Origin of the sequence: Pedobacter albus, assembly GCF_036324255.1 — a bacterium.
Classification (GTDB): Bacteria; Bacteroidota; Bacteroidia; order Sphingobacteriales; family Sphingobacteriaceae; genus Pedobacter; species Pedobacter albus.
The window spans coordinates 435,531-450,586 of record NZ_JAZDQT010000002.1; the positions used below are offsets into that span (position 1 = coordinate 435,531).

Annotated in this window: 11 protein-coding genes; 10 read left to right on the plus strand and 1 reads right to left on the minus strand. The window is 47.8% G+C overall.

The features are described from left to right. Positions 1 to 7: 7 nt before the first annotated feature. The 7 genes from VRU48_RS11780 to VRU48_RS11810 are packed head-to-tail and all read left to right on the plus strand — an operon-like array spanning position 8 to position 9,181. Positions 8 to 1,624: a RagB/SusD family nutrient uptake outer membrane protein gene (locus VRU48_RS11780; protein ID WP_330108110.1), complete on the plus strand. Its 1,617-nt coding sequence runs from the start codon at positions 8 to 10 to the stop codon at positions 1,622 to 1,624. 33 nt (positions 1,625 to 1,657) lie between these two features. Further along, positions 1,658 to 2,686 (plus strand): IPT/TIG domain-containing protein, encoded by a 1,029-nt coding sequence (locus VRU48_RS11785; RefSeq protein WP_330108111.1) that lies wholly within the window; start codon positions 1,658 to 1,660, stop codon positions 2,684 to 2,686. Between the two features lie 7 nt (positions 2,687 to 2,693). Beyond that, positions 2,694 to 3,779 (plus strand): phosphoglyceromutase, encoded by a 1,086-nt coding sequence (locus VRU48_RS11790; protein ID WP_330108112.1) that lies wholly within the window; start codon positions 2,694 to 2,696, stop codon positions 3,777 to 3,779. Positions 3,780 to 3,789: 10 nt separating this feature from the next. Beyond that, positions 3,790 to 4,923 (plus strand): glycoside hydrolase family 26 protein, encoded by a 1,134-nt coding sequence (locus VRU48_RS11795; RefSeq protein ID WP_330108113.1) that lies wholly within the window; start codon positions 3,790 to 3,792, stop codon positions 4,921 to 4,923. After that, positions 4,920 to 6,746 (plus strand): sodium:solute symporter family protein, encoded by a 1,827-nt coding sequence (locus VRU48_RS11800; RefSeq protein ID WP_330108114.1) that lies wholly within the window; start codon positions 4,920 to 4,922, stop codon positions 6,744 to 6,746. Before VRU48_RS11795 ends, VRU48_RS11800 begins: the two co-directional genes overlap by 4 nt. Positions 6,747 to 6,754: 8 nt before the next feature. Beyond that, entirely contained in the window at positions 6,755 to 7,972 is a 1,218-nt protein-coding gene (locus tag VRU48_RS11805; RefSeq protein ID WP_330108115.1) for a glycoside hydrolase family 130 protein, read from the plus strand. A gap of 3 nt (positions 7,973 to 7,975) precedes the next feature. Next, complete coding sequence (locus VRU48_RS11810; RefSeq protein ID WP_330108116.1) at positions 7,976 to 9,181, plus strand: AGE family epimerase/isomerase; 1,206 nt, start codon at positions 7,976 to 7,978, stop codon at positions 9,179 to 9,181. Here the strand turns inward: VRU48_RS11810 and VRU48_RS11815 are convergent. Then, a complete protein-coding gene (locus VRU48_RS11815) occupies positions 9,178 to 10,740 on the minus strand; it encodes a sulfatase family protein (RefSeq protein WP_330108117.1) in 1,563 nt (520 codons plus the stop codon). The two genes, VRU48_RS11810 and VRU48_RS11815, sit on opposite strands and share 4 nt — an antisense overlap. Before the next feature lie 193 nt (positions 10,741 to 10,933). On the opposite strand from VRU48_RS11815, the gene VRU48_RS11820 reads away from it, so the two are divergent. The 3 genes from VRU48_RS11820 (at position 10,934) to xylA (ending at position 14,917) form a co-directional block, all read left to right on the plus strand. Beyond that, positions 10,934 to 11,953, plus strand: a complete 1,020-nt coding sequence (locus VRU48_RS11820) for a LacI family DNA-binding transcriptional regulator (RefSeq protein ID WP_330108118.1) — start codon at positions 10,934 to 10,936, stop codon at positions 11,951 to 11,953. A gap of 129 nt (positions 11,954 to 12,082) precedes the next feature. Further along, positions 12,083 to 13,564: a xylulokinase gene (locus VRU48_RS11825; RefSeq protein WP_330108119.1), complete on the plus strand. Its 1,482-nt coding sequence runs from the start codon at positions 12,083 to 12,085 to the stop codon at positions 13,562 to 13,564. Positions 13,565 to 13,585: 21 nt separating this feature from the next. Beyond that, on the plus strand, positions 13,586 to 14,917 hold the full coding sequence (gene xylA / locus VRU48_RS11830) for a xylose isomerase (RefSeq protein WP_330108120.1): 1,332 nt from the start codon (positions 13,586 to 13,588) through the stop codon (positions 14,915 to 14,917). Positions 14,918 to 15,056 lie beyond the last annotated feature (139 nt).

Sequence of the window (15,056 nt, forward strand, 5' to 3'; positions counted from 1 at the left end):
CTAGCATATGAAAGCGATTTCAACTTATATAATTGCACTGGCCGGCCTTATGGGCGTAGTCAGCATGAGCTCCTGCAAAAAGGCACTGGAAGAAAAACCCTACTCTTTCTACTCGCCCGAAAATTTTTACCGGAACGAAAGCGATGCCAAGGCCGCCATTAACGGGGTGTACAACGAACTATATACCTACGATTTGTACCTGCAGCCTTTCTGGAACATGACCATTTTAGACGACGACCATGTATCGGGAGCCGATTGGTTTTTGGGCACTACCGGAGCCGGCAATCCGCAGGCCTATTTTGGCTGGGACAGACCTTGGGTAGGCTGCTACGCCATTATTGCCCGCGCCAACACGGTTTTAGAAAATGTGGTCAACATCACCAATATCGATCCGGATATTAAAAACAGGATTTTGGGCGAAGCCTACTTTTTAAGGGGTTGGGCCTATTTTCAACTGGTACAGCTGTATGGAGGCGTTCCCTTGCGCTTAAAATCGCTGTCGGCCGAAAACCCGGAAACCAGCGTACCGCGCGCCACGGTTAAAGAAACCTACGATGTGGTCATCAACGATTTTAAAGCCGCCGAAACCATGCTATTCCCTTTGGGTCATGCCAAAGCTGGCGAAGCCGGGCGCGTAAACCAGGGCGTAGCCAAGGCTTTCTTGGCCAAAACCTACCTCACCATGGCTTCGGGTGCCTCAACGGGCAATGTAACCGTACGTGGTGGCACCGATAACGGCTATTATACTTATGTCAAAGATGTAGTGAAAGGATTGGAAGGACTGGATGCCAAAGCCTATTATACCTTGGCCAGAGATAAGGCCAACGAGGTGATGACCAACGGGCCTTACTCGCTCACCACCAGCTGGAAAGATTTGTGGAGCATTGCAGGGCGCAACTCGAAAGAGCAGATGTGGGAACTGCAATCGCTAGCCGGAACCGCCTTTGTAAACAACCTGAGCGCCTACTTTTCGGCCAGGTCTACCTTTGGCCAAGGTGCGGTTTGGACCACCAACAACCACTACAACGATTACGAAGATGCTGATAAACGCGTATTGGAGGGCGTATTTCACAACTACCAAACCTTGCAGGGCACCTATATTTTCTATCCATCGTGGCAGGCAACGCAATACAAAGTCGTAAACGGCATTACCTACAACAACACCGGCAGCACTACCGCCGAAAGGGCTTACGTAATCAAGTACAGCAGCGTTGCCGACCCTAACGTAGCCAATAGTGATGCCTTTTTTCCATTGCTACGCTATTCGGAAGTATTGCTGATGTATGCAGAAGCCGAAAACGAGGTAAATGGCGCTACCCTTGCCGCTTACAATGCTTTAAACGCCGTAAGGGGACGTGCAAATGCCAGCAATGCGCCAGCCAACATGACCCCAGAGCAGTTCCGCAGCTTTGTGCTGGCCGAGCGTGCCCGCGAGTTCAACCTCGAAGGAATCAGGCGTTTCGACCTAATGCGTTGGGGCATCTACCTGCAGGTGATGAACAAAATCAGTTCGGGGCAGAACAACATCTCTAAAGTGCGATCACTGAAAAACCTCTTGCTGCCTTTGCCATTAAACGAATTGAACTCCAACACAGCCATCAAAGGGAACAATCCTGGCTGGTAAAAAATAGTTTTTAGTCATAAATTTAAATCAAACATGATGAAAAGAACTCGATTAACACTTGGTTTTGGCGTTTTGACAGCCATGCTGATGCTATTGGCGGGCTCATGCAAAAAAGACAAGTCAGAAAATACGGCGCCACCCACTTTAAGCGAAGTAACCAACCTGAACGCCCGAACCACGCCACTGGCTTCGGTGGGCTATGGCGAGTGGATTATTATCAAAGGCACCAACCTGAGCACCACCTCAAAAGTGGATTTTAACGGAACCTTGGCTGCCGATTCGCTCACTTACGCCGATGAAACCAGCATTACCGTTAAAATTCCAGCCAATTTAACCGACCCCATCAACAACCCGATAACGGTAACCACCAAATACGGTTCGGCCACGCTCAACTTCAAGATCATGCAACCCGCACCGGTTATTTCAGGCTTTGATCCACCAGCTGGCAATCCCGACGACCTGGTAACCATTAAAGGCAATTACTTTAAAGGATTAACCGGCGTAACCATTAATGGCGTTGCCGCTACCGTAGTTTCGAGCACGCAAACCGAAATCAAGGTTAAGGTACCAGCGGGCGTTTCTTACGGGCAAGTAGTGGCAACCACGCCTGTCGGTTCGGTTACCGCCAGCAAAACCTTCGGCCTTAAGCATATCATTTTCGACGATGCCTTGCGCGGTGGCTGGAGCAATACCTCCTACAGCAGCACTTACGACATGTCCCAAAACGTCATCGTAAGGCGCGGCACCATCGCCATCGGCCATAAATTTACCGTGGGTTTTGGCGCAGCCAGGTTCAGGTGCATTCCAACTTTCAGCACCACAGGCTACACCACCTTAAAAATCTCCATTTACGGAGGTCCGGGTACTGCCGGCAAAAAAGTAAGGATTTCGGTAACTCCGGCAAAAAGCACCTATGATCTGGTTCTGACCGAAGGTTCGTGGACGGATTACCAAATTCCTTTGATCAACATTGGCAGCCCTACAGCCATAGATTATATTACTTTTCAGGAATTCAGCGGCATAGCCTCACAGATTTACATCGACGACGTGGGCTTTTATTAAGAAATAGATGCGTTTAGTTTTAGTTACCATTTGCCTGTTGCTGGGCTTGCAAACCAGCTTTGCACAACGAACCAAAAACGTGGTGGTCATTACTTTTGATGGCTACCGTTGGAAGGATTTGTTTAATGGCGCCGATTCGAGCAACCTGTTTGGCAAAAAATTCACCTCGCAGGATTCGACCTGGCGTGTACGCAAGTACTGGAGCACAGACCTCAACCAAAGAAGGGCAAAACTCATGCCCTTCTTTTGGAATTATCTGGCCAAGCATGGACAGATTTATGGCAACCGCAACTACGGCAACATGGTGAATGTAACCAACCGCTATTGGTTTTCGTACCCGGGCTACAACGAGCTATTTACGGGCTATCCCGATACCCTGATCAATTCCAACTCCCATCCGGCCAACCACAACATCAATGTTTTGGAGTTCCTGAACAAATTGCCAGAGTTTAAGGGCAAGGTGGCCACTTTCACTTCGTGGGATGCTTTTTATAAGATCCTGAATGCCGAACGTTCGGGTTTTCCCATCAATTCGGGCTTCAACAACGTAAAAGGCGACAAGTTAAGCGAGGTACAGCAAGCGCTAAACGACCTGCAACATTGGTTGCCCAAAGATTATGGAGGTGGCGAGCGCCACGACGGCGTTACTTATGCGCTGGCCAAGGAATACGTAAAATTGAATCATCCAAGGGTATTGCAGCTGAGTTTTATCGAAACCGATGCTTTGGCCCACAGTGGCAAATACGATTATTATTTAGATGCCGCCAATTACAACGATGCCATGATCGCCGATTTGTGGAACTACATGCAGCGCGATCCGTTTTACAAAGACCAAACCACTTTTATCATTACCGAAGACCATGGCCGAGGCTATGAAGACAGCTGGCAACACCATTATTACAGCGTGCCCCATTCTAACGAGATATTCTTGGCTGTGATGGGCCCCGATACCAAGCCCTTGGGCGAAGTGAAGCAAAAAGGCCAATTGTACCAAAACCAGTTTGCCCAAACCATTGCTTCGTTTTTAGGGGTCAAATTTGAAAATGGCCACGAAATAGGAAAACCTATTCAAGAAGTATTGTCCAAAAAATAAGCACCCTTACATGAAGATACACCGATCCTATTTAGCCGTTATTGCCCTTTGCCTGCTCCCGTGGTTCGCAAGAGCCCAGCAACTGACCGATGCAAAAGCCACGGCAACTACCCGAGTGCTTTACAAAAACCTGTACCAGCTTAGCCAAAAACACACCCTGTTTGGCCATCAGGATGATTTGGCCTATGGCGTAAACTGGAAATACGTAAAGGGCAAGAGCGACATTAAAGCCGTCGTAAACGATTATCCCGCGGTATATGGCTGGGACATGGCCCGCATTGAACTCGATTCGGCCAACAACATTGATGGTGTGCCTTTTGAAAAGATGCGCCAATACATTAAAGAGGGCTATCAACGTGGTGGCATCATTACCCTAAGCTGGCATTTCAACAATCCGTTAAGTGGCGGTTCTTCTTGGGACACCACCCAAAATGCCGTGGCTTCCATCCTGCCGGGGGGTACCAAGCACGAGCTTTACAAATCGTGGCTTGATAAAGCCGCCCGTTTCATGCACAGCCTCAAAGGCCCAAAGGGCGAAGCTATCCCTATCCTGTTCAGGCCTTTTCACGAGCTAACCGGCGATTGGTTTTGGTGGGGCAGCAAAACATCTACTCCTGCACAACTTAAGGCGGCCTGGCGTTTTACCATCAACTATTTGAGAACCGAAAAGCAATTGCACAACCTCATCGTGGTCTACAACACCAACGATTTCACCAGCGAAGCGGCTTATTTAGAGCGCTACCCTGGCGATGACGTGGTAGACCTGCTCAGCTTTGACCATTACCAATTCGACACCCAAAGCCAAAAAGACTTCATCGAGGCCGTTAGGCACGAAATGACGCTGCTCACCCAACTAGCAAAGGCCAAGCACAAACCCATGGCCTTTGCCGAAACGGGTTACGAGGCCATCCCCGACGCCAACTGGTGGACACGGACCCTGTGGCCGGCCATCAAGGACTTTCCGGTGGCCTATGTATTGGTTTGGCGCAATGCCGGCTACTCGCCCAGTATGAAAAAAATGCATTACTACGCACCTTACCCCGGTCAGGCATCGGCCAACGACTTTAAAAAATTCTATCAGAATCCTAAAATTTTGTTCGAGAAAAAATTGAGCACCCTAAAGATATACCAAGCCAAAAAATGAAACTCCATCTCCTCGATATTCTTATTCTCCTCGCCTATTTGGCTACCATGATCCTCATTGGCTTTTACATGAAAAACAAAGCCAAGCAAGACAAGGAAAGCTATTTAATGGGTGGCAAAAAACTGCCTTGGTACATGTTGGGCCTCAGTGATGCCAGCGACATGTTTGACATTAGCGGCACCATGTGGATGGTCGCCCTTTGTTTCGTTTACGGTTTCAAAAGCATCTGGATTCCTTGGCTATGGCCGGTGTTTAACCAGGTGTTTATGATGATGTTTTTGTCTAAATGGCTCCGTAGATCGAATGCAACAACAGGCGCCGAATGGCTCAAAACCCGCTTCGGCTTGCAAGGCAGAGGTGTTAAAAGTTCGCATATTGTGGTTATCGCCTTTGCGCTCATCAGCTGTTTGGGCTTTTTGGCCTATGGCTTCGTGGGCTTGGGCAAATTTGTACAGGTTTTTGTGCCCTGGGACCTGATTAAGGATTATGTGCCTTTTCATGTAGCCGACAAATATGTGCCCCATTTCTACGGCATCGTCTTTACACTTTTTGCCATGTTCTATTCTATTTTGGGAGGTATGCATAGCATTGTGCTGGGCGACGCCATCAAATATCTGATCATGACTTTGGCTTGTATTGCCATTGGCATTATCGCGGTACAGCATTTGCAACATCAATCGCTTAACGTGCCCAAGGGCTGGAACAACCCCTTCTTTGGCTGGCATTTAAACCTCGACTGGAGCAAGATTGCCGCCGATGCCAACAAAAAAATAGCCGACGATGGTTTCAGCCTGTTTGGCATTTTCTTCATGATGATGCTCATGAAAGGCGTTTTCGCCTCGCTGGCTGGCCCGGCCCCCAACTACGACATGCAAAAGGTACTGAGCACCCGTAGCCCGAAAGAAGCCAGCAAAATGACCGGTTTTGTAAGCATTGTACTTTTGCCCATCCGTTACTCGATGATTACCGGCCTCACCGTACTGGCCCTGCTTTACTACAACCAGCTTTACCTGAAAGGCCCCGATGGCATTACCGATTTTGAGCGCATTTTGCCGGCCACCATCAACAATTTCTTACCGGTTGGTGTTTTAGGCTTGGTGCTTACTGGTTTGCTTGGTGCTTTTATGGGTACCTTTAGTGGCACACTCAACGCGGCACAGGCCTACATTGTAAACGACATTTACCTCAAATACCTTAATCCGCAGGCCAGCACCAAAAAAATCATGTCGATGAATTATGTAGTCGGCATTGCAGTAGTGGTGGTAGGTGTATTTTTTGGCTTTTTGGCCAATAACGTCAATGATATTCTGCAGTGGATTGTAGGCGGATTGTACGGTGGCTATGTAGCCGCCAACTGCCTCAAATGGTACTGGTGGCGTTTTAATGCCAATGGCTTCTTTTGGGGCATGGCCGTAGGCGTTGGTGCAGCTTTGCTCATGCCTTACGTTACTACCGGATTGCCATTATACTGGTGGCCGCTGCTGTTCGTCCTTTCGCTCATCGGCTGCCTCATCGGCACCTACACCGCCCCCGCAACAGATACCCAAGTACTCCAATCGTTTTATAAAACCGTAAGGCCCTGGGGCTTTTGGCAACCCATACATCAATTGGTGGCAGCCGAAGATCCTAATTTCAAGGCCAACAAAAACTTCGGGCTCGATATGTTTAACGTGGCGCTTGGCATTGTGGCCCAACTGTGCCTTACCATATTTCCGATGTACCTCATCACCGGCATGTACCAGCCCCTGGGCCTAACCATTGCCTTGCTGGTGGTTATTATTTTCATTTTAAAAAGAACCTGGTGGAACAAACTAGAAGACTAACAAATACCATGAATACAAATTTCGAACAACGAATTGCACAATTAGCCCACGATCAAGAAGTACTGATCAATACCCCTAATATTAAACTGGAAACAGCAAACGGCATTTTTAATCGCTACCAGCATCCGGCACTTACCGCCGCGCATGTTCCTTTCCACTGGAAATACGACCTCAATCCGCGAAGCAACCCCTACCTGATCGAAAGATTTGGCATTAACGCCGTGCTCAATGCCGGTGCGATGAAATGGCAGGGCAAATACATCTTGATGGCACGTGTGGAGGGCAACGACCGCAAATCGTTCTTCGCCATTGCCGAAAGTCCTAACGGGATTGACCATTTCCGCTTTTGGGATTATCCAGTAGTGATGCCGGAAACCGAAGAACCCGACACCAATGTGTACGACATCAGGCTGGTTGAGCACGAAGATGGTTGGATTTACGGCCTTTTTTGTACCGAACGCAGGGATCAATCGGCTCCAGCAGGCGACCAATCGGCCGCGGTTGCCCAGTGTGGCATCACCCGAAGCAAGGATCTGGTGAAGTGGGAAAGACTCGCCGATTTGAAAACGCCATCGCCACAGCAAAGAAACGTGGTATTGCACCCAGAATTTGTCAATGGCAAATACGCTTTTTACACCCGTCCGCAAGATGGTTTTGTGGAAGCCGGCAACGGTGGTGGCATCGGCTTTGGATTGGCAACCAACATCGAAAAGGCCATCATTGAGGAAGAAATTGTTATCGACAGAAAGATTTACCACACGGTTTACGAAGCTAAAAACGGCTTGGGGCCCGCACCGATTAAAACCTCGCAAGGCTGGCTGCATTTGGCGCATGGCGTAAGAAATACCGCTGCCGGACTACGCTATGTACTCTATATGTTCATGACCGACCTGAACGATTTGACCAAAGTTACGCACAAACCTGCCGGCTACTTTTTGGCGCCAGAAGGCGACGAGCGCGTGGGCGACGTGTCGAATGTAGCCTTTAGCAATGGCTGGATTGCCGATGAAGACGGAACCGTGTATATTTACTACGCCTCATCAGATACCCGCATGCATGTAGCCACCAGCACCATACAGCAGCTCACCGATTACGTGATGAATAACCCCGCCGATGGCCTGCGTTCGGCTACTTCTGTACAGACCATTGTCGATATCATTGAAGCCAATAAAAGTTTTCATCATACGCAAACCAAAGCCAATTTAAACGGAAAAGCCACTCTTTAGTCCATGAATACCGCTACACTTGATCAGTTTAGATCAGCTATGAATGCCGAACTGGAAGATTTGCTCTCTTGGTGGGCCAATTATACGGTCGACCAAGAAAATGGTGGTTTTTATGGACAAATTGACAACCAGAACCAAGCCAATGCCGAAGCACCTAAAGGCCTCGTGCTTAATGCCAGAATACTTTACACCTTTTCTTCGGCCTTTCTGCTCCAAAAAAAAGCTTCCTACTTGGAACTCGCCCATCGCGCATTCGATTACCTGACGCAACATTTTGCCGATACGGCTTATGGCGGTTTTTATTGGTCGGTTGATGCCAAAGGGCAATTATTGGATGGCAGAAAACAAATTTACGGACAGGCTTTTGCTATTTATGCCCTCGCCGAATATTACAAGGCTACGGCAAACCCCAAAGCTTTGAACTTGGCCAAAGCCACGTTCAGACTCATCGAGCTCTACAGTTTTGACGCCGACCAACTGGGCTATTTTGAAGCATTTACCAGAGAATGGGCCAACATAGCCGACCAAAGGTTAAGCGCCAAAGATCAGAACGAAAAGAAAACCATGAATACCCATTTGCACGTTATCGAGGCTTATACCAACCTTTACGGCATTTGGCCAAACGAAATCCTGAAAAAAGCCATCAAGCAGCTACTGCAGAATTTTAGCGAGCATATCATCCACCCGCAGCACTTCCATCTCCAATTGTTTTTCGACAACAACTGGCAGGTCAAATCGACCTTGGTTTCTTTTGGGCACGATATTGAAGCCTCTTGGTTGCTCGAAGAAGCCGCACATGCCTTAAAAAATGATACATCCATCGTTCATTACAGGCAACTGGCCTTGCAAATGGCCAATGCCAGTTTAAAGGGGCTCGATGAAAATGGAGCACTCTGGTACGAATACGATACAGCCAACGGCCATTGGATTAAAGAATTGCATTGGTGGCCACAGGCCGAAGCCATGGTTGGTTTTTTCAATGCCTGGCAAATTAGCGGGCAAGAACATTTTTTGCGCCACACGCTACAAGTATGGGATTTTGTAAAAAAACACCTCAAAGACCCCGAAAACGGCGAATGGTTTTGGGGCCTTCATCAAGATTACAGTCCCATGCTGGGCGAAGATAAGGCCGGTTTTTGGAAGTGCCCCTACCATAACGGACGCGCTTGCATGGAACTGCTCAAAAGAATTGATAGCCTGAGAGATTAATTCTCTTTTTTCAAAATCCCTTCGGCCAACTGATCCTTATTTTCGAGGGTTAAGGCCAGCAGTTTGGCTTTTAAAGCGGTAATTAATGCCTGTTTAGATTTATCACCGTACAGGTTCTTCATTTCGTGCGGATCGGTTTTGAGGTCGTAAAACTCCCAAAAATCCTGCTTCCCATAAAACCTGATCAGCTTATATCGGTCTGTTCGGATGCCAAAATGCTTCCGCACGCTATGCTCGGCTGGAAATTCGTAGTAATGGTAATACACCGACTCCCTGATTTTCTCCTTGCCGTTTTTCAATAGCTTCACAAACGATTTGCCTTGGATTTCCTTCGGAATAGACACCCCTGCCAAATCCAGGAAAGTAGGCGCAAAATCTACATTCGACACCAATTGCGACACCTTGGAATTGGGTTTCACCATTTTCGGATAGCGCACAATAAAAGGGGCATGCATCGATTCTTCGTACATAAAGCGCTTGTCGAACCAGCCGTGCTCGCCCATGTAAAAGCCCTGATCGGAAGTGTACACCACAATGGTATTTTCAGACAGATGGTTTTTGTCTAGGTAGTCCATAATCTCGCCAATATTTCGGTCCAGCGAAACCGTGGTGGCCAAATAGTCTTTCATGTAGCGCTGGTACTTCCATTCAATCAAGGCTTTGCCACTCAGCTGTTGTTTAACCATGTCGTTCTGCACCGAATCATAATAGGCATTCCAGGCTCGTTGTTGCACTGGGTTCATTCGTTTGGTGGCATTGATGGCACTTTTAGGGTCGGCAGGATCGTTCTTCATTTTTAAATCGTAGCCCAGTTGCATGGTTTTGGCGATGCTCATATCCTGGGTTTGCGCCGCGATACGGTCTTTATAATCGTCGTAGAAATTGGCAGGCAAAGCAAATTTGGTCTGTTCAAAACGCCTTAAATCCCTCGCATCGGGCATCCACGGCCGGTGCGGTGCTTTTTGGCCAATTATTACGCAAAAAGGCTTGGTTTTATCGCGCTTGTCAAGCCAATCAACCGTTAAGTTGGTAATGATATCCGTACAATAACCTTCTTTCCTAACCGTATCACCTTTCATGCCAATCAAATCGGGGTTATAATACTGGCCTTGGTCGGGCAAAATACTCCAATAGTCAAAGCCTTGCGGATAATTCTTCAAGTGCCATTTGCCTATCCATGCCGTTTGGAAGCCTGCCTGTTGCAATCGCCTCGGAAAAACATCTTGCGAAGCATCAAACTGGTCGCGGTTATCGCGCAAACCATTCACATGGCTGTATTTGCCGGTAAGCAAGGTAGCCCGGCTCGGCGCGCACAACGAGTTGTTGACAAAGGCGTTGGTAAAAGTTGCCCCTTGCTTGGCCAATTGGTCGATATGAGGACTCGCCCCATATTTTGCGCCATAAGCGCCAATGGTAGACAAGGCGTGGTCATCTGAAATAATAATTACAATATTGGGCCTGCTTTGCTTTTGCTGCGCCCAAAGCGGCTTGGCAAAAATGCCAGAAAAAAGGCAGGCCAACACGAAGCCAGCCCCTTTAAAACTTAGTCTGATATTCATAAGGATAGATTTTCATCTAATTTAACACAAATTGGCAAACAGCGGTTGTTTTGGCGCTAAATATCTATGGCAAACAAAAAAAACAATCGGTTGCATAAAGAATAATCTTTAAACAAAAGCAAGGCGAAATGGGGCACGATTTTTTTAATGGGTTTCCTAAAAAGTTTCGCGGATTTTACTTTACTTTAACTTGTTGAAAAAGAAAACCACCATATACGACATTGCCAAAGCGCTTAACATTACGGTATCTACCGTATCGAGGGCGCTTAGTGGTTTTCCGGCAATTAGCGAGGCTACCCGCAATGCGGTAATTGCCACGGCAAAACGCTTAAATTATAGCCCCAACCGCTTGGCTTCTGCCTTAAAATCGGGCAAAACCCATATTATTGGGGTTATTGTACCCAGCGTGCAGGCCCATTTTTTCGCTTCTGTTATCCATAGCATAGAAGAAGGCTTGAAGGGCAGGGGCTATCGGGTAATCCTCTATCAATCGAACGAATCGGTCGAAAACGAAATCAACGGCGTTAAAACCTTGCTAGAAGCGCAGGTTGATGGCATTATCGCCTCCATGTCGCTCGAAACCGAAGATGTTTCTCATTTCGCCGAAATCATTACGCAGAACAAGCCACTTATCCTTTTCGACCGTGTGCACGACGATTTGAAGGTGCCTACCGTAACGCTCAACGATTTTAGGGCGGGCTACCTGGCCACGCAGCACCTGATAGATCGGGGCTACAAAACCATTGCCTTTGTAACCACCGGCCATCGGGTTAAAATATTCAACGACCGCTTAAACGGCTACAAAGCGGCTTTAAAGGACAACCAGTTGCCCCTCATCGAAGAAAACATCATTTTGGGAGGCTTATCAATCAAAGATGGCCGCTTTGGCGCCGGCAAATTGATGCGTTGCCACCAAAAGCCCGATGCCATTATTGCAGGTGATGATTTTACCGCCCTTGGGGTCATCAAGAAACTGAATGAAATTGACGAAACCCCGCCCAAAATCGGCGTGATCGGTTTTGCCAACGAGGCTTTTTCGGCCTACATCACCCCTACGCTGTCTACCATTGATCAGCATGCCAACCAAATGGGCAGCGAGTGCGCCCAGCTTTTCCTCAAAATGAGCCAACAGGAAAACCCTTACCAACAGATTGATCATATTGTGTTGGAACCGGCACTCATAGAAAGGCAATCGACCGAAATCAGGAATTAGTTTCAACCTGCTTTTTGCAACAGAAGAGCCTTATTCTCAAAACTTTCTTTAAAAACACTTGACAATAAAGAATATCGCACCTATATTTATGCAACCGTTTGCATAACCAAGTATAAAATTCAGTTTTCCATGTATTTATTAGGGATCGACCTAGGCACCTCGTCTATTAAAGTGGCAGTTGTTGAAATAGACAGCCAGAAAACCGTGGCCATGGCCCAATATCCCGATGAGGAAACGCCTATCGAATCGCGCCAACCAGGCTGGGCCGAACAGTCGCCCACCATGTGGTGGCAACATACCCAACAGGCCATCCTTAGGCTCAATGCTTCAGGCCTGTTCGACCCGAAAGCCATTAAAGCCATTGGCATTGCCTATCAAATGCATGGCTTGGTGGTGGTTGACAAACAGCAACAACCTTTGCGCAACAGCATCATTTGGTGCGACAGTCGCGCCGTTGAATTGGGCGAACAAGCTTTCGACAGCATCGGCCACGAGCATTGCCTGCAACACTTGCTCAACTCGCCTGGCAACTTCACCGCGGCCAAACTGGCTTGGGTAAAGCAACAGGAACCTGAAATTTATCGGCAAATCGACAAAATTATGCTTCCAGGCGATTTCATTGCCCTGCAGCTCACCGGCGAAAGCACCACCAGCATAGCCGCCTTATCAGAAGGTGTTTTTTGGGATTTTAAACGAAACGAAATCTCTAAGGAAGTCATGAATTATTACGGTTTTTCATCCGAACTCATCCCTCCCGTTAAACCCTTGTTTGGCGTACACGGTTATGTAAAGGAAGACATTGCCCAACTTTTGGGACTAAATCCACGTATCCCAGTAGCCTATAAATCGGGCGACCAACCCAACAATGCCCTTTCGCTTCATGTGCTCCAACCCGGCGAAGTGGCCGCCACGGCAGGTACCTCGGGTGTTATTTATGGCATTAGCGATCAACTGACTTACGATCTGCGATCGCGGGTAAACAGTTTTGCCCATGTCACTTACACCCCTACCCAAAAACACATCGGCGTGTTGCTCTGCATTAACGGAACGGGCAGCATGTACCGTTGGGCCAAACACAACTTTGCGCCTCAGCTCAGCTATGCGCAACTCAACGAACTGGCCTCGCAGGCACCCATCGGCAGCCAAGGCTTAAGGGTACTGCCCTTTGGCAATGGCGCAGAGCGCATGCTGAACAACCAATATACCGGAGCACAATTATTGGGCATAGACCTGAACTTGCATAATCAAGCCGCCATTTTTAGGGCGGTACAAGAAGGCATTGCCTTTGCCTTTAGATACGGATTGGATATTTTACGCGAAAACGGCATGCAACCCCAAGTAATCAGGGCTGGCAGGGCCAATTTGTTTTTAAGCGAAGTATTTACCCAAACTTTTGTAGATGTAACCGGAATTCCGGTAGCACTTTATGAGAACAACGGCAGTGTGGGCGCCGCTTTGGGTGCCGGAATCGGTGCCAGAATTTTTGCGAGTCCAGCCGATGCCTTTACAAACCACCAACCGCTCCAATACATAGAACCTCAAAACGAACAAGCCTACGAAAGCATTTACCAGGAATGGAAAATACTGCTCGATAAGGCCTTGGCAAAATAACCAGCACAAAACATTTAAACCATGATTAAAGTAACAAAAGGAGAAAAGGAATTTTTTAAAGGGATTGGGCAGATCCAATTCGAAGGCTTGCAAAGCGACAATCCGCTGGCTTTTAGATGGTACGATGCCAACCGCGTTGTAGCCGGAAAAACCATGGCGCAACATTTCAGGTTTGCCTGTGCCTATTGGCATTCTTTTAACGGAACCGGAGCAGATCCGTTTGGTGGACCAACGCATATTTTCCCTTGGGATGAGCAAAAAGACGCCATTGCACGCGCGAAAGACAAAATGGATGCGGCTTTTGAGTTCATCACCAAGATGCAGCTGCCTTACTACTGTTTCCACGATGTGGATATAGTGGACTACACCAACGATGTAGCACTCAACGAAAGTCGCCTGCAGGAGCTGGTGGCCTATGCCCAACAAAAGCAGGCCGAAAGTGGCGTAAAGTTGCTTTGGGGTACGGCCAACCTGTTTAGCCACGAACGCTATATGAATGGCGCGGCCACCAATCCCGATTTTAAGGTGTTGGCCCATGCCGGCGCGCAGGTAAAAGCCGCTTTGGATGCCACCATTGCCCTAGGAGGCGAGAACTACGTTTTTTGGGGAGGGCGCGAAGGCTACATGAGCTTATTGAACACCAACATGAAGCGCGAGCAGGAACATTTGGCCCAATTTTTACATATAGCCAAAGACTATGCACGCCAACAGGGTTTTAAAGGCACTTTCTTGATCGAACCCAAACCTTGTGAGCCATCCAAACACCAGTATGATTATGATGCCGCTACGGTAAAAGGCTTTTTGCAACAGTACGATTTGCTCAAAGACTTTAAGCTTAACCTCGAGGTAAACCATGCTACTTTGGCGGGCCATACCTTTCAGCACGAATTGCAGGTAGCTGTCGACAATGGTTTACTGGGGTCGATAGATGCCAACCGTGGCGATTACCAAAACGGCTGGGACACCGACCAGTTTCCGAACGACATCAACGAACTGACCGAAGCCATGCTGATTATTTTGGCAGGCGGAGGCCTACAGGGCGGGGGCGTAAACTTCGATGCCAAAATCCGTCGCAACTCTACCAATCCGGCTGATTTGTTTTATGCGCACATTGGAGGCATGGATATTTTTGCCAGGGCATTACTTACCGCCGATGCCATTTTGCAAAAATCGGATTACCAAAAAATCCGGACAGCACGCTATGCTTCTTTTGATAGCGGTCAGGGCGCTGCTTTTGAACAAGGCCAACTGAGCTTGGAAGATTTAAGGAACCATGCGGTGGCCAATGGCGAACCAGAAAAACGCAGTGGCAAACAGGAGTATTTAGAAAACCTGATTAACCGGTATATTTAGCCTCACATGATGGATATTGGTCACGAATCTGTGGTTTAAAATGACAATCTGCTCAAACGCAAACGTTTGCACATTAATAATCTGGTTAGAATGAAAAATGATAAATACTGATTTTGTACATTTAGAAAACCTAAACTTT